The 17,253-nt window shown below is 71.1% G+C and carries 20 protein-coding genes and 1 pseudogene; 7 read left to right on the forward strand and 14 right to left on the reverse strand.

Annotation, left to right across the window (positions count from 1 at the left end; translation table 11 throughout):
- Positions 1-149: 149 nt before the first annotated feature.
- From PUT80_RS02105 to PUT80_RS02115, 3 genes are all read right to left on the reverse strand, one after another.
- Entirely contained in the window at positions 150-1,241 is a 1,092-nt protein-coding gene (locus tag PUT80_RS02105; protein WP_275290898.1) for a hypothetical protein, read from the reverse strand.
- Positions 1,242-1,440: 199 nt separating this feature from the next.
- Positions 1,441-1,776 carry a hypothetical protein gene (locus PUT80_RS02110; RefSeq protein WP_037806120.1) on the reverse strand — a complete coding sequence of 112 codons (336 nt, stop codon included), beginning with the start codon at positions 1,774-1,776 and terminating at the stop codon, positions 1,441-1,443.
- A gap of 145 nt (positions 1,777-1,921) precedes the next feature.
- Positions 1,922-2,551 carry a peptidase inhibitor family I36 protein gene (locus tag PUT80_RS02115; RefSeq protein ID WP_275290899.1) on the reverse strand — a complete coding sequence of 210 codons (630 nt, stop codon included), beginning with the start codon at positions 2,549-2,551 and terminating at the stop codon, positions 1,922-1,924.
- Between the two features lie 244 nt (positions 2,552-2,795).
- Between PUT80_RS02115 and PUT80_RS02120 the strand changes: the two genes are divergently transcribed.
- Complete coding sequence (locus PUT80_RS02120; RefSeq protein ID WP_275290900.1) at positions 2,796-3,215, forward strand: hypothetical protein; 420 nt, start codon at positions 2,796-2,798, stop codon at positions 3,213-3,215.
- A 24-nt stretch (positions 3,216-3,239) separates the two neighbouring features.
- Here the strand turns inward: PUT80_RS02120 and PUT80_RS02125 are convergent, their stop codons facing one another.
- Together PUT80_RS02125 and PUT80_RS02130 are read right to left on the reverse strand one after the other, a co-directional pair.
- Positions 3,240-4,205 carry a GNAT family N-acetyltransferase gene (locus tag PUT80_RS02125; RefSeq protein ID WP_275290901.1) on the reverse strand — a complete coding sequence of 322 codons (966 nt, stop codon included), beginning with the start codon at positions 4,203-4,205 and terminating at the stop codon, positions 3,240-3,242.
- Between the two features lie 38 nt (positions 4,206-4,243).
- Positions 4,244-5,146 (reverse strand): LysR family transcriptional regulator, encoded by a 903-nt coding sequence (locus PUT80_RS02130; RefSeq protein WP_275290902.1) that lies wholly within the window; start codon positions 5,144-5,146, stop codon positions 4,244-4,246.
- A gap of 132 nt (positions 5,147-5,278) precedes the next feature.
- On the opposite strand from PUT80_RS02130, the gene PUT80_RS02135 reads away from it, so the two are divergent.
- Positions 5,279-5,980: a flavodoxin family protein gene (locus PUT80_RS02135; protein WP_078870168.1), complete on the forward strand. Its 702-nt coding sequence runs from the start codon at positions 5,279-5,281 to the stop codon at positions 5,978-5,980.
- Positions 5,981-6,025: 45 nt separating this feature from the next.
- On the opposite strand, the gene PUT80_RS02140 is transcribed toward PUT80_RS02135, so the two are convergent.
- Positions 6,026-7,147, reverse strand: coding sequence for an NAD(P)/FAD-dependent oxidoreductase (locus PUT80_RS02140; RefSeq protein WP_037806126.1), 1,122 nt, complete (start codon positions 7,145-7,147; stop codon positions 6,026-6,028).
- 78 nt (positions 7,148-7,225) lie between these two features.
- Here PUT80_RS02140 and PUT80_RS02145 point away from each other — a divergent pair, with 78 nt between their 5' ends.
- Both PUT80_RS02145 and PUT80_RS02150 read left to right on the forward strand, forming a co-directional pair.
- Positions 7,226-7,921 (forward strand): TetR/AcrR family transcriptional regulator C-terminal domain-containing protein, encoded by a 696-nt coding sequence (locus tag PUT80_RS02145; RefSeq protein WP_275290903.1) that lies wholly within the window; start codon positions 7,226-7,228, stop codon positions 7,919-7,921.
- Complete coding sequence (locus tag PUT80_RS02150) at positions 7,918-9,081, forward strand: tyrosine-type recombinase/integrase (RefSeq protein ID WP_134728320.1); 1,164 nt, start codon at positions 7,918-7,920, stop codon at positions 9,079-9,081. Before PUT80_RS02145 ends, PUT80_RS02150 begins: the two co-directional genes overlap by 4 nt.
- Here the strand turns inward: PUT80_RS02150 and PUT80_RS02155 are convergent, their stop codons facing one another.
- The 3 genes from PUT80_RS02155 to PUT80_RS02165 form a co-directional block, all read right to left on the reverse strand.
- Positions 9,082-9,876 (reverse strand): MBL fold metallo-hydrolase, encoded by a 795-nt coding sequence (locus PUT80_RS02155; protein WP_275290904.1) that lies wholly within the window; start codon positions 9,874-9,876, stop codon positions 9,082-9,084. It lies immediately after the preceding gene.
- Positions 9,877-9,958: 82 nt separating this feature from the next.
- The gene (locus PUT80_RS02160) at positions 9,959-10,702 is read right to left on the reverse strand and encodes a hypothetical protein (RefSeq protein WP_275290905.1); all 744 of its coding nucleotides are present in this window, start codon (positions 10,700-10,702) and stop codon (positions 9,959-9,961) included.
- A 27-nt stretch (positions 10,703-10,729) separates the two neighbouring features.
- Positions 10,730-11,416, reverse strand: a complete 687-nt coding sequence (locus PUT80_RS02165) for a TetR/AcrR family transcriptional regulator (RefSeq protein WP_275290906.1) — start codon at positions 11,414-11,416, stop codon at positions 10,730-10,732.
- Between the two features lie 83 nt (positions 11,417-11,499).
- On the opposite strand from PUT80_RS02165, the pseudogene PUT80_RS46255 reads away from it, so the two are divergent.
- A pseudogene (locus tag PUT80_RS46255) lies at positions 11,500-11,574 on the forward strand (hypothetical protein); the annotation flags it as partial.
- Between the two features lie 80 nt (positions 11,575-11,654).
- A complete protein-coding gene (locus tag PUT80_RS02170) occupies positions 11,655-12,635 on the forward strand; it encodes an NAD(P)/FAD-dependent oxidoreductase (protein WP_343076866.1) in 981 nt (326 codons plus the stop codon).
- Between the two features lie 4 nt (positions 12,636-12,639).
- On the opposite strand, the gene PUT80_RS02175 is transcribed toward PUT80_RS02170, so the two are convergent.
- Both PUT80_RS02175 and PUT80_RS02180 read right to left on the reverse strand, forming a co-directional pair.
- Positions 12,640-13,575 carry an AraC family transcriptional regulator gene (locus PUT80_RS02175; protein ID WP_275290907.1) on the reverse strand — a complete coding sequence of 312 codons (936 nt, stop codon included), beginning with the start codon at positions 13,573-13,575 and terminating at the stop codon, positions 12,640-12,642.
- A 571-nt stretch (positions 13,576-14,146) separates the two neighbouring features.
- A complete protein-coding gene (locus PUT80_RS02180; protein ID WP_275290908.1) occupies positions 14,147-14,986 on the reverse strand; it encodes an alpha/beta hydrolase in 840 nt (279 codons plus the stop codon).
- A gap of 113 nt (positions 14,987-15,099) precedes the next feature.
- Between PUT80_RS02180 and PUT80_RS02185 the strand changes: the two genes are divergently transcribed.
- On the forward strand, positions 15,100-15,576 hold the full coding sequence (locus tag PUT80_RS02185; protein ID WP_037806143.1) for an anthrone oxygenase family protein: 477 nt from the start codon (positions 15,100-15,102) through the stop codon (positions 15,574-15,576).
- 19 nt (positions 15,577-15,595) lie between these two features.
- On the opposite strand, the gene PUT80_RS02190 is transcribed toward PUT80_RS02185, so the two are convergent.
- Genes PUT80_RS02190 through PUT80_RS02200 form a run of 3 tightly spaced genes read right to left on the reverse strand, consistent with a single transcriptional unit; the run spans position 15,596 to position 17,243 of the window.
- A complete protein-coding gene (locus tag PUT80_RS02190) occupies positions 15,596-16,084 on the reverse strand; it encodes a GyrI-like domain-containing protein (protein ID WP_167756325.1) in 489 nt (162 codons plus the stop codon).
- A gap of 32 nt (positions 16,085-16,116) precedes the next feature.
- Positions 16,117-16,440, reverse strand: a complete 324-nt coding sequence (locus tag PUT80_RS02195; protein ID WP_037806147.1) for a YciI family protein — start codon at positions 16,438-16,440, stop codon at positions 16,117-16,119.
- Positions 16,440-17,243, reverse strand: a complete 804-nt coding sequence (locus PUT80_RS02200) for an alpha/beta hydrolase (protein WP_275291094.1) — start codon at positions 17,241-17,243, stop codon at positions 16,440-16,442. Before PUT80_RS02200 ends, PUT80_RS02195 begins: the two co-directional genes overlap by 1 nt.
- Positions 17,244-17,253 lie beyond the last annotated feature (10 nt).

The raw sequence follows: 17,253 nt of genomic DNA on the forward strand, positions 1-17,253 counted from the left end.
TTCTCGGGCATGACTGGGGACGACCTGACGAGGCCGGGGATTGCTGAAGTGCTGACGGGAGCGCGCCTGCACGGGCCAGGAAAGGCACCGCGGGCGATGACTGTCAGCCGGTCAACCCCGGCGACGGGAGGTATTCAACCACAACCCGGTCAGGCGCCGCCGTCCTCCGACTGCTCGGTCTCTTCCGCCTGTTCCGCCTTCTCGGCCTCGCGGAGCCGCTGCAATTCGTCGATTTCCGCCTGCTGCGCACTCACGCGAGCACGCAGTTCCCCCAGTTCAGCGTGCAGCGGTGCCAGCGTTTCGGCGTAGATCTTGGTCGCCTGGCTCAACTGCGCAGCCGACTCCGCGACCCGCTGATCGGCCGCCGACTGCACACCACGGACCCGCTCGTCCGCCTCCGCCGCCTGCTCGCGCAACCGCTGCTCCTGCTCCCACATCCGGCTCTCGTGCTCGGCGGTCAGCGAAGCCCGCAGTTCCTGCTGCGCCTCCGCGGCCGTGCGGCGCGCCTGTTCAAGATCCTCGACCGCCGTCGCACGCAACGCGGAGATCTCGCGCTGCAACGCCGTGACCCGGTCATGCGCGGCCGCCGCCTGCTCGAGCGCACGCTGCCGGTTGTTCTCGGCTTCGTCGCGGACCGCCAGCGCCGCTTCCTGCGCTTTCCTTGCCGTGGCAGCGTTGGCGAGCGCAGCGTCGCGCTCCTCCCGGTCCACTTCGGACTGTTTCCTGGCCGCTTCCTCGGCCGCTCGCGCTTCCTCCGCCGCCGCTACCGCGTGTGCGCGCTCGCCGTTCGCGACCCGGGCCTGCTCCAACGCCTCGTCACGGGCGGCTTCGGCCTCTTCCCGCGCTTTGAGGGCGGCCGCGGTCTGGTCGGTGACGTGCGTGCGCAGCGCCGACAGTTCCGCGTGCAGCGGGTCCAACGCCGACAGTGCCGACCCGAGCTTCTCGTCGAGCGCTCGGGTGTCGAGCTGGGTCATCGGCTGGTCGGGGCCGTAGACGGTCACCCAGATCTCGCGCTGTTCGTCGAGCATCGCGCACGTGACGACCTTCGCGCCCCACCGGCCGTACCGCTCCGGATCGGCCGGGCAGTACGGCGTCGGCCGCCCGCCTTGCCGGGGGATGGGCGGCAGCGGCTGCCCGCAGTACGCACAGCCAGCCTCGTCCCCGGCGGCCAGCGCCCGCACGGTCGCCTCCCGGCGTTCCTCCCGGCTTCCGCGCCGGATCGGCGGCCCCACCGTCTCCATCAGTGCCCCTTTCCGCAGGTGGGAACCACTCTACAGTTAGAGTTTCAATACTCAAACCCTAGGTATCAGTTAGCGAAGCGGAACCGGTCGACGACGGCAGTGGCTGTGAACTATATGGATAACTGAGATTATTCATATAGTTAGCGCGCACAGCGGGTGCCCCGCTTGTTCGAGCTTGGCGGGGCACCCGAAAAAGTGGTCAGTGGCACTGGGTGGCGACGCCGCCGGTCACTCCGCCCTTGAGGTAGTAGGCGGCCACGTAGCCCTGTTTGTAGGTGTTGCCGAGCTGGCGGACCCAGATGTCGTTGCCTTCGATGTTCTCGCCGTGGATCCAGCAGTAGGCGTCGTAGCCGTTGTTAGCGGTGACGTAGTCGACCTGCTGGCTGTGGGTCGTCGGCAGCTGGCGGACTCGCGCGTCGTGCCACGGCGTGACGCGGTAGGGGGCCAGCGCGGGTGCGGCGAGCGCTGGGCTGATCGTCGCTCCGGCGGCCGCGAGGGTCAGTGCGGCCACGGTCAGCGTCTTCGAGATCCTCATCGTGTTCCTCCCTGGTGATGGCGTTCCCCGGTCGCCACGGTGGTGGCCGATCGAGAACAGCACCGGTGCCGGGAGCGCGGCGAGAAGACCGGGTGTCCTGCCGTGTCCTGTTCTGCGCCGGACACGCGGACCTGCGGTTTTCCGGTCAGCTGTGCCGGTAGGACCGGACGGAGGTCGAGCGTTCGGTGCCGCCCAGGTGGTTGAGCACGGTGTGCGAGCCGGTGCAGTCCGGGGCAGGAAAGCCGAGCTGGCGTTCTTTGCTGCTGTTCATCTCCGAGCGGGCCTCGAACGGCAGGGTGGCGCAGTGGTTTTCGCTCGCCCAGACAGGGTCGAGCGTGATCTTCTGCCCGCCGAATTCCGGTTCGCTCCAAAAGCAGACGAACCCGGGCGCACACTCGCCGACGGTCGCGGACGGACGGTTGAGCACCCAGAACGTCACTGTCACGGCAGCCAGCAGCGCCGCGGCCGCCAGCGCGACGAACTGCCATCGGTGCCCTGGCCCAGCCGGTTCCTTCGCCGCCGGACCGGACGCGCACAGCCGCTTGCGAACCGCGTCGAGTTCGTCGAACAAGTCCTCGCGGCCGCATCCGTGCAGGTAACAGCGCAGCTGACCGGCAGTCGGCACCTGGCCGTTCTCGAGGTAGGACACGCGCTGCCTGGTCAGCGCCTCCGAGCCGATCGCGGAACGCCGGGAGAGCGCGTGCTGGGTCATCGGGCCGCGCAGTTCGCGCAGGCGTTCGCCGAAGGTTTTCGCGTCCGGACTGCGCTCCGCCATGCTTCGCCCCTCGCCAAGCCGTCCGGACCGCGGATCAGCGTAGCGAGCGAAACGCCCAGGTCCCGGCGGCGAACGCGGTGATCAACCGTTCCGGGGACTCCGGACCGGTGGACGCGCAGCCGCCGTGCCAGGATCAGCCGCCACCACGTCGGAGGTATGGGGGACGCTGATGACCGGGAGCGAACTGCCGGGGTTTTCCTTCTCTCTGCGACCCGCTACGCGCGCGCCCGGCAGCGTCGCGCCAATGCTGAACGACGATCTCGACTTCGACGTCCTGGTCATCGAGGCGTGCCAGGTGCTCGCTGCGACGGATTGCGCGTTCACCGTCCGCGGCTTCGGCGGAAGCTGGCCGGTGGACGTCGCCTACGACCTGTCGACGCTGGTCGAACAGCTTCCCGGCCTGCTGCGAGACCTGCGCGCCCGCCACGACGGCGAGATCGACTTCTACGGCCAGGGCATCGAGCGGACCCAGCACTTCCGGCCGCTCGCCGGGCAAGTACAGATCACCTGCATGTCCAGGACATCCTGGACTCCGGATCCCGCGGTCGAGATCATCGACGGCACCCGTCTGGAAGAGATGATCCTCCGGCTGGTGTCCGCGTTCAGCACTTCGCTGGAGACCGCGCGCTCGCCGCTGGCCGATGCGCCGCCGTTCCCCTCCTAGCGGTGAACCCTCACAACTCCCGGCTCACCACGCTGCCCGTCCGCACGCTCGCGAACCCGGCCGGTGGTTCACCGCGATCATGTGCGTATTCGCCGCGCCCGTACCCGTCCAGATTTGCGCCACGCCGGGTCGGTCCGTCGTGAACCGCCGCAGCATCTCCGACTTCATCGCCAATCCCAGCCCGTGCCCGCGATGCGCGGCGAGCACCGCGGTGTCGCCCTGGTGCAACCTCTCCGGCAGCAGCGGCCGCGCCTCCAACTCCGTCAAGCCGACCACCTCGCCCCCGGACGAAACCGCCACCACCGTCCGATGCTCGATGCCCCGTTCGCGATACGAGGCTTCGATCCGCCGGACCCGGTCCACCGACCAATCCGGCGCGCCGAACTCGGACTCGCCCAACGGCGCATCGCCGATCGCCGCGCGAGCCTTCGCATACGCGGAGACCAGTGACTCCGGCGCGGCGCCGACCCACCGCATCAGCCGGTATCCGGCAGGCACCGCGATGTCCCACCGCCTGCGGTCGACTTCGCCCAGCTCCATGATCTGCAGGATAGCCGTGTGCACGATCCGGAATCCGAGCCCCTGAGCCCAGCTTTCGCCAGGACCGCTGGGGGTCAGGTTCCAGCCCTCCGCCCGCGTTCGGCCGCGCGTCCGCAGCATCGGCTCCAAGGCGTGGAAGAACTCTGTCCCGATGCCTGGGCGCCGCACGTCCGGATGGACGTGGAGCCGCACGAGGGCGAGCTGTTCGTTCCCGTCGGCGGGCAGCGTCACGATCGCCCTGGCGACGAGCCGGTCGTCCCGGTGGGCGGTCCACACCAGCTGCTCGCCCGCCTGGATCTGCGGCGCGCGCACTCCGGAGATCGTCTCCTGCCGCGTCATCGGCGGACGTTCCGGGGAATCCAGCCGGCAGGCGGAAAACTGCAGCTCGTGCAGTGCGTCCCACTCCGCGTCGCTTGCCCGGTCCGCGTCGAAAAGCCGTACGTCCAGCACTGTCGCCCCCCTGATCGAAATCAGCCCCTTCTGGCAACCTACCTACGTCCCTGCCCCGGCACGGAAGCGCGCAGCAGCAGGTCCCGCAGCGCGAGCGCGACCTCCGACGGCTTCTCGGGCAGGAGGACGACCTGGTCGGCCGTGGTCGACGGGCCGGTCAGCGGGATGATCCGCAGGCCCGGCGGCTGGTGGTCCAGCGCCGATTCGACGGTGATCCCGATGCCCGTCCCGGCCGCGACGTGGCCGGCGATCGCCTGCACGCTGTCGGCGGTCCGGATGATCCGCAGATCCGCCCCGCTGATCCGGAACGCGGACAGCAGACGGTCGCAGAGCCCGCTGTTGATCTGGTGCGGCCAGGTCAGCAACGCGGTCGAGGACAGTTCGGCCGCGCTCAGTTCCTTGTGTCCGGCAAGGGAATGCGCGGCGGGCACCAGTGCGACGAACCGTTCGGCGGACAGCACCCGCGCCCGCACGCCGTTGATCCCGCCGGTCGCCCAGCCGATGCCGAGTCCGACGGTTTCCGCGCGCAACGCGGCGAGTTGCGCCGTCGTCGGCATCGGCTCGGGCACGATCGTGACGTCCGGGAACTGCTCGCGCAGCCGCGGCAGGCAGCGCAGCAGCACCTGGTGGGCGGTGTATTCGGCGTGGGCGACGACGAGCGTGGTGCGTTTCCGGTCGCCGCCGGCGAGGGAGCGGCCGCGTTGCTGGAAGCGGCTCAGCTGGGCGAGGGTGGCGTGCGCGTCGGGCAGGAGGGCTTCGCCGAGGTCGGTCAGCGAGACGCGGCGGCTGGTGCGGTGGAACAGCTTGCCGCCCAAGGTTTTCTCAAGGCGGCGGACGGCGTCGCTGACCGTCGGCTGCCCGCGGTGCAGGCGCTCGGCGGCGCGGCCGAAATGCAGTTCCTCCGCGACCGTGACGAACGCTTCCAGCTCGATCCTGTCCACCGGACCAGGCTAGCCCGATCGATCGGTGAGACCGATCGCTGGGTGCTGGAGAACGCCGTTGATGACATCCGGGGATCGGGATGAGATGGGGAGCAAGCAGGGGATTTCCCCACGACCGGAAGAAGTTTTCGCATGACAGCCACTGCCGTTGACGGCATCCCCGAGGCCACGGTGACCGTGGTCTGCCATTCGGTGCACGGGCACACCCGCCTGCTGGCCGAGCATCTCGCCGAAGGGGCGCGGCAGGTGCCGGGCGTGCGGGTGCACGTCGTCGACCTCCGCGCCGAGGACGTCTCCGCGGGCCGCTGGCACGACAGCGAGGTCATGGCGCTGCTGGACCGTTCCGACGCGATCGTGATGGGCTGCCCGACGCTGATGGGCAGCGTGTCCGCAGTGTTCAAGGCGTTCATGGAAGCCGCCTTCACGCCGTTCACGACGCAGGCGTGGAAGGACAAACTGGCTGGCGGGTTCACCATGTCCGCGTCGCAGAGCGGGGACAAGCTGACCGTGCTGCAGCAGTTGTCGGTGTTCGCCGCGCAGCTGGGCATGCAGTGGATCGGCGTGGGCGACATGCCGGGCAACAACTGGAGCGGCGGGTCCCGCGACGACGTCAACCGGCTCGGCTCGTGGCTGGGGCTGATGAGCCAGAGCCACGCCGACCTCGGCCCGGAGGACGCCGGGTCGCACGGCGACCGCGTCACCGCGCAGCGCTACGGCGAGCGGATCGCCCGGCTGACGCAACGGTGGGTCAACGGCGTGCCGTACGAAACCGGCCGGATGACCGAGCACGAGGCCCGCGCGCTGTCCGCTTCGCTGCGGGAGGCGGTCGCCTGACCGCGGCGGGGGTGCGGTCCGTGACCTGACCGCACCCCCGGAGTCCTACGTCCCGGCGACGAATTCGGCGAGCAGGCCGTGCGGTGCGTCGGGGCCGAACATCTGCCGTTGCAGGTGCGCGCCCTCGGCTGCGGTTTCCGCGCCGCGCGGGAACATCGCCTGCTCGTACTCGGCGAGCGCGGTCTCCACGTCGTCCGGATGCGCGGCGAGGGCGAGCCCGAGTTCGGCGCCGTCGAGCATGGCCAGGTTCGCGCCTTCCCCGTTCGGCGGGGCGAGGTGCGCGGCGTCGCCGACCAGGGTTACGCCCGGCACCCGCTTCCATTCGTGCCCGATCGGCAGCCCGTAGTGCGGCCGGAGGACCGGTGCGGTGTCGCTTTCGGTGATGAGCGTGGTCAGCGCCGTCGACCAGCCCTCGTACTCCGCCGCGATCCGGGCGGTCGCGGCGGCTGGGTCGGCGAAATCGATGCGGTCGAACCATTCCAGCGGCCGGGTCAGCCCGATGTAGGCGTGCAGGATTCCGTCGCGCTCGCGGTGTGCCGTGATGCCCTGGTCCGGCGAGAGCGCCAGCAGCATCCCGCCGCCGACCGCCTCGGCCGTGGCCGGAAACCGTCGATCGGAGTCGTAGACGAAGGTCTCGACGGCCGACGCGCCGGTGTACTCCGGCTTCGCCGAAGACAGCAGCGGCCGGACTTTCGACCAGGCACCGTCCGCGCCGACCAGCAAGTCGGTGGTGACCGTGCTTCCGTCGGCGAACGCGACCTCGTAGCCCTGAGCCAAGGCGCGCACGCCGGTGACCTTGTGTCCCCAGTGGACAGTGCCCTCCGGCAGCGAGTCGATCAGCAGCTGCCGCAACTCACCGCGGTGGACCTCGGGGCGGCCGCCGGTGCCGTCGTCTGGTTGTTTGAACAGCACTGTCCCGTCCCGGGACAACAGCCGCAGCTCTTGTCTCCCTTCCAAAATCAGGTCGCGGAATTCCGAAGTCAGCCCGGCGGCTTCGACGGCGAGCTGACCGTTGTAGTCGTGGATGTCGAGCAAGCCGCCCTGGGCGCGCGACGTCGGCGAGGGCTCGGCCTCGTAGACGGCGGCCGGGATTCCGTGGACGTGCAGGACGCGGGCGAGCGTAAGGCCGCCGAGCCCGGCGCCGACGATCGTGACGGACGTGTTCATGACAGGGCTCCTTCTGCCGAGAGTTCTGGTACGCCATTCCATATTGGAACGGCGTACCAGATGTGTCAAGATGGGCGCATGGCTACGGGGACGCGCCGGGCACAGCGGCGCACGGAGGCACTCTCTCGGGAGCGCATCGTCGAGGCGGCGGTGGAACTGCTGGACGCGGCGGGCGAGAGCGGCCTGACGTTCCGCGTGCTCACCGAGCGGCTCGCGACCGGGCCCGGGGCGATCTACTGGCACGTGGCGAACAAGGGCGAGCTGCTCGTCGCCGCGACCGACGCGGTGGTGGCCGACGCGCTGGCGGCGGAGCCGGCCGGATCGCCGCGGGAGGAAGTGCACGCGGTCGCGCTCGGCCTGTTCTCCGCGATCGACGCGCATCCGTGGCTGGCCGCGCAGCTGCTGCTCCAGCTGTCCCGCAGCCCGGGCGGGCCGGTGACGCCGCGGATGCTCGAAAGCCTCGGCCGCCGGGTCCGCGCGCTGGGCGTGCCCGAGGAGCACTGGTTCACCGCGACGTCGGTGCTGATGCACTACGTCCTGGGCGCGGCCGGGCAGAACGCGGCGAACAGCCAGGTCGCCGAGCCGGACGCGGACCGGGCCGAATTCCTTGCCGCCACGGCGGAAGCGTGGGAGCAGCTCGACCCGCGGGAGTACGAGACGACCCGGCTGATGGCGAGCCAGATGCGCGAGCACGACGACCGCGAGCAGTTCCTCGCCGGGATCGATCTCGTGCTCGCCGGGGTCGCCGCGCGGTATCCGGGCGGGCGCGCATGACCCTCGCGCTCACCGATGCCGGGGGAGCGGGCAAGGACGCGCGGGAGCGGTTCGGGGAGTTCCTGCGCGTGTACGCGTCGCTCAACACCCGCGTCGCGTACGCGACCGATCTCGGCATCCCGCTCGACTGGGTGCCCGGCTATCAGCCGCCCGATCCGGGACGCCGCCGCGGCCGGGCCCGGCGAACCGATCCGGACGCGCTCGCGTGGCTGCCTTGGTGCCTGCGCAACGGGTTCACGTCGTTTGCCGACGTCCGGGTGGAGCACGTCGAGCAGTGGCTGGACGAGCTGGCGAGGGCCGGGTACCGCGACGCGACGCGCGGCCGGATGCTGTCGGCGGTGTCCGCGTTCTACCGCAAGTACCTGCTGCGCGAAGGCTTGGCCGGGCACAATCCGGCCGCGCTCGTGGACCGGCGGGCGCAGCATCTCAACCGGCCGTCCGGCGTCCCGTCGCAGACCGCGCGCTGGTCGTTCGACGCGTGCCGGGCGTTGCTGCTCGCGGCGTGGCTGCTGGCCGGCCACAGCCGGAACGGCCTGCGCGACCGTGCGATGGTCGAGATCCTGGTCGGCACCGGCGTGCGCGCGGAGGAACTCGTCGGCGTCGATCTGGGCGACTACCGCCGGCCGACCGCAGGCGGCTTCGGCGTGCTTCGCGTGCACGGCAAGGGATCCAAGGACCGCGAGGTCGCGCTGGCCGCGCCGGTGGCCGACGCGCTCGACGCCTACCTGGCCAACCGGGCCGCGCCGCAGGTCCCGGCGCTGCGCGGGCAGGTCGGTGCGAAGCGGGCGGAGCCGTTGTTCGTCACGAGCACCGGCGGGCGCGTGCATGTGTCGCATGTGACGGCGTTGCTGCGCCGGTTGTGCGCGACGTTCTGCCAGCCGCCCAAGACCGCGCGGTTGCGGGAGGTGCTCGACACCGCCGAGGCTAGGTTCGTCGCGACGCACCTGCAGCCGTTGTGCGACACCATTCATCCGCATTCGGCGCGCCATTCCTACGCGACGCACGCGATCGAGCGAGGGGTCCCGCCGCGGCAGGTGCAGCGCGACCTCGGGCACGCCGCGTTGTCGACCACCGAGGGCTATCTCCACGACGAGAACGCCATCCGGGATTCGGCCGCGCACGAACTGGCCCCGGCGCTGCATCGCGGCTGGCTCGGCTGATCAGCCGAACCTGGCGGCCTGTCCCCGGTGGAGGTCGCTGACCCATTCCCAGCCGGGTTTGGCCGACGGGCCGATCCTGGGATCGTCGGGCTCGCGGCCGTCGCGCAAGGCCTGCACGTACGCGCGGTCCAACTCGATGCGCGCACGTACCTGACTGGCGGCGACGGATCCGTGACCCGGGACGACGATTTCGACCTCATCCGCCACGGCTTCCAGCAGCTGCAGCCCGGTCAGGTAGTCCCCGATCGGGTCGGCGGTGCGGCCGAACATCGGAACGAGCACATCGGAAAGCATGTCTCCCGCGACAAGAACCCCGCGTTCCTCGATCAGCAGCGCGGCGTGACCGGGGGCGTGCGCGGGATGTTCGATGATCCGGGCGCGCGGGCCGTCCCAGGGGAGGTACGCGGTTCCGGCGGGCAGGCCGGTGATGCGGCCGAACAGGTCCATCGGCACGTCGTCGGCGATCTCCGGCGGCAATCCTTCGGCGACAAGGGTTTTCCAGTCCGGCTTTGCCAGCAGGTCCCGCAGGGAATCGGCGCACCGGGCGGTGCCGTAGCGGGGGACGTCGCCGAATTCGGCGTGCCAGAGCACGTGATCCCAGTCCGGATGCGTCGCGAAGCCCGCTGCGACCGGCTGGCCGAGTTCGCGGAGATCCTGGGCGAGGCAGCCCAGCTCCTCATGGGTGAGCCCGGGGTCGACGAGCAGCACGCCGTCCCGGCCTTGCACGACGACCGCGTTGTTCTCGAGCACCTCGCTCTGGTGTACCAGCACGCCTTCCGCTGCCTGGCTCAACATGGCGCCCCCTTCGCTCGTGGAGCGCGACAGTAGCCCGAAGTGATAGCAAGGTGCAAGCACTACCGTCGTACCGCGGCAGCGGTCAGGCCTCGATGAACGGCTCGGTGCACAAGGTGCAGGTGATCGGTCCCAGTTCCAGGATCGACCGGGCCGCGCGGATCCGGCGCGGGGGTTCGCACCGGCAGATCGCCGCGACGTAGTTCGGCCCGCCGCGGTGCGCGCCGCGGCCGTCGACCGGGGCGATCACCACCGGCGGTGGGAGCGGTTCGGCGATCTCGTCCGGCGTTTCCGGGTCGTCCGGCGGGGCCGCGACGGCGCGTCGGGCGACCTCCTGTTCGGTGTGCCGCCACACGGTCAGCGCGGCTTCGAGCCGGGACAGTTCTCCTTGGTACGCCTGGAGAGTCGCGGGCAGCGCGGTGGTCGAGGACCAGCCAATCCGGTCCGCCTGTTCGGCGCGCAGGCCGAGTTCGGCGGCGAGCGCTGCGAAGCGTTTGTTGTGGTAGCGGCCGTCGCTGACGTCGACGATGTCGCGGGTGGCGGCGAGTCCGTGCGCGGCTTCGTGGAGTGTGGTGGAGAGGATTTCCGCCGCGCTGCGGCGCAGGCCTTCGGCGCCGAGGAAGAACTCGGCGCGCGGTTCGACGCCGTCGCCGACGTGCCAGCGGGACCGGGCGAAGTGGCCGTGGATCTCGGTGGTCGTGCCCATCGTTCCCGACGCCAGCACCAGGATCGCTTCGGGAACGTCCGCGTGCCGCCGCCGGATCTCGGCCCAGAGCTGTTCCATCGCGTGCATGACACGGGTCGTGGGCCCCAGCGCGGCGGTGTCCATGCGCCTATCTTGCCGCTTAAGCGGTAACTAGCTGAGGGCGAGTCCGGCAAGCACGCGCTCGAGGCCGGCGGCGAAGACGGCGTCGCCGTCCGGGTGCACGGCGTCGCGGGCGGTGCGGAAGAGGGTGGGGTAGCGGCCGGTGTCGAACATCCGCTTCAGATACGGCGCGGCGGCGCGATGCCAGCCTTCCTCGTCGAGGCCGGTGTCGCTGATGAGCCGCCGTTCGCGGATCTCGCTGCGCACCGCGCCGGTGACGTAGGAGTGCACGGTGAAGACCGTGATCATGGCGTCCTCGATCGGGCCCGGACCGGCCGCGGCGGCGAGCGACGCCTCCAGGTACGCGAGGGCGTTCGGGCCGAGACCGGGCCGGCCGCCGATCAGGTCCGCGAACCATTCGTGCCGCTGGACGGCGGCGCGGCAGCCGTGGGCGAGCGCGCGCAGCGCGGCCACGCCTTCGGTGTCCGGGTCGGGCAGCGGAATCTCGCCGTAGACGGCGTCGGTCATCAGGTCGAGCAGTTCTTCTTTGGTGTCGAGGTAGCCGTAGAGCCGCATCGGCCCGGCGCCGAGCGCGGCGGCGACTTTGCGCAGCGACACCGCTTCCAGCCCGCCTTCGTCGGCGAGCGCGCAGGCGGTCTCGACGATGCGGGCGCGGCTCAACGGCGCCGGCGCCGCGCGCGCCGGCGGTTCGGGCCGTTCCCACACCAGTTCGTCCATGCTCGCTCCTTTTCGGGTGACAGTACCGGGGCGGTTCCGATACGGTGTATTTCGTCAATACAGTGTATCGAGGGGATGTCATCATGCGAATCGTGATCGCCGGGGGCGGGCTCGGCGGGCTGACGTGTGCGCGGGTGCTGCACGCGCACGGGATCGACGCCGTGGTCTGCGAACGCGACGCCAGCAGGGAAGCGCGAGTCCAAGGCGGCACGCTCGACCTGACCGTCAGCGAGGGCCAGTGGGCGCTGCGCGAGGCCGGGTGGAGGCCGGTTACCGCGCGATCGCCCGTCCGGAGGGCCAGGACATGGTCCTGTACGACTCCGCGGGAACCTTGCTGCGGCGGGAGGTCACCCCGGACGAGGGGGAAGAACGCTGGGGCCGTCCCGAGGCGGACCGGCCCGCGCTGCGGAAACTGCTGCTCGACGCGCTTCCGGAAGAGACTGTCCACTGGGGACACGCGGTGACGCACGCGGAGCCGCTCGGCGACGGACGCCACCGCGTCCACGTGTCCGGCGGCGAAACCCTGGACTGCGATTTCCTGATCGGCGCGGACGGCGCCCGGTCGAGGATCCGGCCGCTGCTGACCGACGCGGAACCGGCGTACTGCGGCGCGCACGGGATGGAGCTGGTCATCCACGACGCGGACCGGGCGCACCCGGCTGCTTCGGCGCTCGTCGGGCGCGGCAGCTTCTCCGCGATCGGGGATCAGCAGACGCTTTCCGCGCAGCGCAACGGAGACGGCACCATCCGGGTCCATCTGACGCTGCGGTGCAGCGAGGACTGGATGGAGTCGTCGGGGATCCCGTTCGACGACCCGGATCGCGCTCGCGCCGCGCTGAAGGAGCTCTACGCCGGGTGGCCGGCGGAGTTCCTGGCGCTGGTGGATGCCACGTCCGGGCCGCTGCTCGCGTATCCGTTGACCGCGCTGCCGGTCGGGGTGCGATGGGAGAACACGCCTGGCGTGACGCTGATCGGAGACGCCGCGCACCTGATGTCGCCGTTCGCCGGACAGGGCGCGAACCTCGCGATGCGCGACGGCGCCGAGCTCGCGCTGGTTCTCGCTGAAGGCGGCGATGTGCGGAAGTTCGAGCAGGTCATGCTCGAACGCGCGGAGCCGGCGGCGCGGATGTCGGCGGACAACCTGGAGCTGTTCCTGTCCGACGGCGCGGCGGAGAAGGTGCGGCACCTGTTCGCGAAGATGTTCGGGGAGGAGGACTGACGCTTCAGGCAGGTTCGCGCAGCCGGTAGTGCTGCGGGCTGCGCCCGTACTCCCGTTTGAACGCGGCGCTCAGCGTGAAGGGGCTGCGGTAGCCGACTTGCCGGGCGATGGAGGTGAGCGTCGCGTCCGGGTGCTGGCGCAGGAGGTCGGCGGCGAGGGCGAGCCGCCAGGTGGCGAGGTAGGTCATCGGCGGTTCGCCGACCGCGTCGGTGAACCGCCTGGCGAGCGCGGCGCGGGAAACGCCGGTCGCGCTCGCGAGACCGGCGACGGTCCACGGATGCTCGGGCTGGTCCTGCAGCAGCCGCAGGGCCTGCCCGGCCACCGGGTCGCCATGCGCGCGGTACCAGGCGGGCGCGGCCGGGCGGTCGAGCCATTCCCGCAGGACGCGGACGAGCAGGAGGTCCAGCACCCGGTCCAGGACGGCTTCCTGCCCGGGGACGTCGCGTTCGATCTCGTCGGCGAGCATCGCGACGAGCGGATCCGGGCTGGTCCCGGCCCGGGCGGTGACGACGCTCGGCACGGCGGCGAGTAGACGGCGCGAAACCTCGCCGACCGTCGGGTAGGTGCCGGTGAGGAGCACGGTCGGACCGTCGGGGTCGCCGCCCCAGGTGCGGACGCCGAACTCGGTCAGGTCAGTGAGATGCCCGCCGTCGGGCGTGACACACTCCTGCCCCGGCCGGATCACGGCCTGCGGCGGCGTCCCCGGTTCGTCGGCGACGAGGTAGGGATCGGGCCCCCGGACGACGGCCACGTCGCCGGCACCCAGCCGGACGGCTTCGGCGTTGTCGGGCACGAGCCAGGCCTCGCCGCGGACCACGGCGAGCACGGTCAGCGGCGCTTCGTCCTCGATCCGCAACGACCACGGCGGGCGCAGCACGGACCGGAGCAGGAACGCGCCGTGCGCACGGGGTCCTTCGAGCAACGCGGTGAGCGGGTCCACCTGGCCGAGACTAGCGCCGCGGCAAGGGAAAGCTTCGTGTTTTCGGGGGTTCTCTTGCCGCGGCGCGCTTTCTTCTGCCCTGCCGGGCAGACCGCTGACCCGGTGTCGAGGAAGTCCGCTGTTCCGGCTCACCGGACGCGGCGTTGCGGGCGGTGGGACAGGGGCGAGGAAGCCCGCTAGTTTCCGGTTCCCAGCCGCGCCGACAGCCGCTGCGGGCGCTGGTCCAGTGTCGGTTGCGTCCCCCGGCTGCACAGACCGCCGTAGTGAGCGCAGCCCAGTGTCGAGGAAGTCCGCTATTCCCCCCTCCGACCGCGCAGACGGCCGTCGCAGTCGGGCTGTTTCCGCCTCCCGACGGCGCAGACAGCCGTACCAAGCGCTGCCCGAGTGTCGACGAGGTCGATTGTTTCCTCATCCCCGGCCGCACCCACCGCCATCCCGAGCGCTGGCCAGGTGTCGAGCAAGTCCGCTATTTCCGCGCTGCCAAGGAAATCCCGCGAGGCTCCGCGATCGCAGTGCCGGGCAACCGTCAAGCTGGCGCGGACGTGGCTGGGAATCAGTCCGGCGCTCGGCGTCAGGCGGCGAGCATCGCTGCGGCGACCTCTTCGGCGGCAACGTCCGGAATCGCGCTCGCGGCGTCTTCCAGGACGACCAGCCGTGCGCCGGGGATCTCGCGGGCGAGCGCTTCGCCGTTGCCCACCGGGAAGAACACGTCCCGGCGGCCGTGCAGCACCACCGTCGGGAGCGCGATTTCCGGCAGGCGTTCGCGCCAGCGCGGCGTGCAGTCCAGTTTGGAAAACACCATGCCGAGGTGGTTGGCCATCTGCACGGCGGGCTCCGCGCTGGCCGCACGGTCGGAGATGCGGGCCGCCACGGTTCGGGCCGCGTCGGGGTCGTTGCCGAGGACTTTGGCGCTGGCGGCGGCCCGGTCGGTGACGGCGGCGCGGTCCGCCCAGTCCGGCATCGGCAGCGAGAACAGTGCGCGCATGGCTTTCTTGTCGTGATCGGGCAGGTCCGCGTCGACGGGACCAGGGGCGACGGGGCGCGTTCCGCAGAGCGTGAGGGCGGAGAAGGCCTCCGGGTGGTCGAGGGCGGCGACTTGGGCGACCATCCCGCCGACGCCGATGCCGGCCAGGTGAGCGGGCCGGTCGTCGAGTTCTCGGGCGAGCGCGGCGGCGTCGGCGGCGAGGTCGCGCAGGGTGTAGGCCGGGGCGTTCGGGTCGATCGTGGTCGAGGTGCCTGCGTCGCGGAGGTCGTAGCGCACGACGTGCCGTCCGCCGCGGGCAAGGGCTTCGCACACGGCGTCGGGCCAGGACAGCATCGTGGTGCCGCCGGCGAGCAGGACCAGCGGCGCGGCCGGGTCGCCGAAGTGCTCGGCGCCGAGCGTGACGCCGTTGGGGAGCGAGTGCTGCATGGAGGTCTCCTAGCGAGACGATGACGCATGGCTCCGAGCGGATAACCGATGGATCGTCTCGCGGTCTGCGGGTTGACTGGGGTGCGTTGGGGGACAAGACGAAAGGCAAGGCGATGGTGATCGTTTCCAAGGCGGCGCTCGTGGCGGCGGTGGTCGCGGCAGGCTTGATCGCGGGGTTGTTCTACGCGTACACGGTGTCGGTGATGCCGGGCCTCGCCCATGCCGACGACCACACGTTCGTGACCGCGATGCGCCGCATCAACGAGGCGATCCTCAACGGCTGGTTCATGCTGTCGTTCCTGGGCGCGCCGCTGCTCGCCGTCGCGGCCGTGGTGCTGCACTTCACCAGCGGCGCGCGAGGCGGGTTGCCCTGGCTCATCGCTGGCGCCGCACTGCTGGTGGCGATGGTGGTGGTGACCGGCGCGATCAACGTGCCGATGAACAACGCCCTCGCCGCGGACACGGTCGATTTCGCCGCGCTGCGGGCCCAGTTCGAGGACCCGTGGGTGCGGTGGAACCTGGTGCGGACGGTGCTGTCCGCGGCCGGGTTCGGGTGCCTGGTCGGTGCGGTGGTGTCCCGGGGCGCGTGACCCCGGGACGCCGGGGAGGTCAGTCGGCGAGCCGGAAGCAGAGGTCGGTGTCCCAGTTGTTCGCGTCCGGCTCGATCTGTGGATTGGTGCGGTAGATCTCCAGCCGCGCGACCCAGTGCTCGCCGTCGGCCTCGACGGTGCGGTCCCAGCGCACGTCCTCCTTTTCGCCCCAGGCGAGGAGGTCGGCGGTGGCCGCGAAGAGGCCGCTGGGCGCTCCGTGGTGTGTGGCCTGTGCGTATTTCCCGGCGGGCAGGACGTCGTTGAAGTACTCGTCGCCGAGGTCGAGCGGTTCGGTGACCGGGACGCCGACCTCGACGGTGACGGTCTCCATGTCCGAGCCGAGCACCAGGTACCGGAAGAACGGCGCGCAGGCGGGTTCGAGGCCGCGTTCGGCGAGGGCGCCGATGATCGCGGCGATCCGGTGCGCGACCTCGGCCATGCCGTCGGGGCCGACGGTCGCGCGGTAGCCGACGTAGCGCTGTTCGTTTCTGTCCACAATGGAGGGCAAGGGGGGTTCCTTTCCGGGAGCGGGTGCGGGAGTCAGCCGAGCAGCGGGCGTACTTCGATGGTGCCGTAGGTAGCGGCCGGGTGCCGGGACGCGTGGTCGACGGCCTCGTCGAGGTCGGCGCATTCGAGCACGGCGTAGCCGCCGATCTGGTCTTTGGTCTCGGCGAACGGCCCGTCGGTGAGCAGGACCTCGCCGTCGCGCACGCGGACCGTGGTGGCTGTCGCGGGCGGGTGCAGTCCGCCGCCGCCGACGAGGATGCCGCGCTGGAGCAGGTCCTCGGACCAGCCGCCGCAGCCGATCGCGAGCTGTTCGGGGGTCGGCTCTTCGGAGCCGGCGATCATCAGCAGGTAGCGCATCAGTTCTCCTCGTTGAGGGTTTCGGCGAGGCGGGCGGCGAACGCCTCGGGTTCGGCGGCGAAACCGCCGTGGTCGCCCGGGAACCGGACCGGCTCGCTGCCCAGCGCCCGGGCCAGACCGACGCCCGCCTCGTACGCCGGGGTCCCGACCGCCTCGCCGACCGCGACGACGATCCTGGTGTCCGCGGCGGCGAGCGCTTCGAGATCGGGTTCCCACGCGCCGATGGCGCCCATCAGCTTGCCGAAGAACACCTCGAAGTTGCCGCGCATCTGCTTGCCCTGCTCGATTTCCTCGGCGGTGGGGTGCTCGGGCGGCGGCGGGATCTCGAAGCCGCTGGCGGCCATGAACGCTCCGATCGCCGCGTCGGCGCCCTGCTCCCGGTAGATCGCCGGGATGTCCGGGAAATCGGCCAGCAGGTCGCCGAGGTAGCGGCTGACCGGCGGTTCGTGCGCGACGAGCGTCCGCACCGCGCCCGGGTAGCGCGTGGCGTGTTCGAGCATGGTGATCGCGCCGCCGCTGTTGGCCAGCACCGAGACCGGTCCGGCGTCGAGTTCGGCGAGCAGCCGGTGGACGTCCTCGGCGTGCTGGCCGACCAGGTCGTCGTCGAGATCGGTGGTGCGGCTGCGGGAGATCCCGCGCGGGTCGAAGGTGACGACGGTGTAGCGGTCGGCGAGGCACGGGCGCAGCGCGGCGAACCCGGTGGCGTCCGCGGGCCCGCCGGGCACCAGGAGCAGCAGCGGCCCGGATCCGGCGACGTCGTAGTGGATCTGCGCGCCGGGTGCGCTGAGGGTCTTGGTGATCATGGCTGTCCTT

The organism is Amycolatopsis sp. La24 (assembly GCF_029087445.1).
Classification (GTDB): Bacteria; Actinomycetota; Actinomycetes; order Mycobacteriales; family Pseudonocardiaceae; genus Amycolatopsis; species Amycolatopsis nivea.

Coding starts and splice junctions, on each gene's coding strand:
- PUT80_RS02105 (WP_275290898.1), bottom strand. CDS start 1,241: ATGGAGACGGTGGGGCCGCCGATCCGGCGCGGAAGCCGGGAGGAACGC.
- PUT80_RS02110 (WP_037806120.1), bottom strand. CDS start 1,776: ATGAGGATCTCGAAGACGCTGACCGTGGCCGCACTGACCCTCGCGGCC.
- PUT80_RS02115 (WP_275290899.1), bottom strand. CDS start 2,551: ATGGCGGAGCGCAGTCCGGACGCGAAAACCTTCGGCGAACGCCTGCGC.
- PUT80_RS02120 (WP_275290900.1), top strand. CDS start 2,796: ATGCTGAACGACGATCTCGACTTCGACGTCCTGGTCATCGAGGCGTGC.
- PUT80_RS02135 (WP_078870168.1), top strand. CDS start 5,279: ATGACAGCCACTGCCGTTGACGGCATCCCCGAGGCCACGGTGACCGTG.
- PUT80_RS02140 (WP_037806126.1), bottom strand. CDS start 7,147: ATGAACACGTCCGTCACGATCGTCGGCGCCGGGCTCGGCGGCCTTACG.
- PUT80_RS02145 (WP_275290903.1), top strand. CDS start 7,226: ATGGCTACGGGGACGCGCCGGGCACAGCGGCGCACGGAGGCACTCTCT.
- PUT80_RS02150 (WP_134728320.1), top strand. CDS start 7,918: ATGACCCTCGCGCTCACCGATGCCGGGGGAGCGGGCAAGGACGCGCGG.
- PUT80_RS02155 (WP_275290904.1), bottom strand. CDS start 9,876: ATGTTGAGCCAGGCAGCGGAAGGCGTGCTGGTACACCAGAGCGAGGTG.
- PUT80_RS02160 (WP_275290905.1), bottom strand. CDS start 10,702: ATGGACACCGCCGCGCTGGGGCCCACGACCCGTGTCATGCACGCGATG.
- PUT80_RS02165 (WP_275290906.1), bottom strand. CDS start 11,416: ATGGACGAACTGGTGTGGGAACGGCCCGAACCGCCGGCGCGCGCGGCG.
- PUT80_RS02180 (WP_275290908.1), bottom strand. CDS start 14,986: ATGCAGCACTCGCTCCCCAACGGCGTCACGCTCGGCGCCGAGCACTTC.
- PUT80_RS02185 (WP_037806143.1), top strand. CDS start 15,100: ATGGTGATCGTTTCCAAGGCGGCGCTCGTGGCGGCGGTGGTCGCGGCA.
- PUT80_RS02195 (WP_037806147.1), bottom strand. CDS start 16,440: ATGCGCTACCTGCTGATGATCGCCGGCTCCGAAGAGCCGACCCCCGAA.
- PUT80_RS02200 (WP_275291094.1), bottom strand. CDS start 17,243: ATGATCACCAAGACCCTCAGCGCACCCGGCGCGCAGATCCACTACGAC.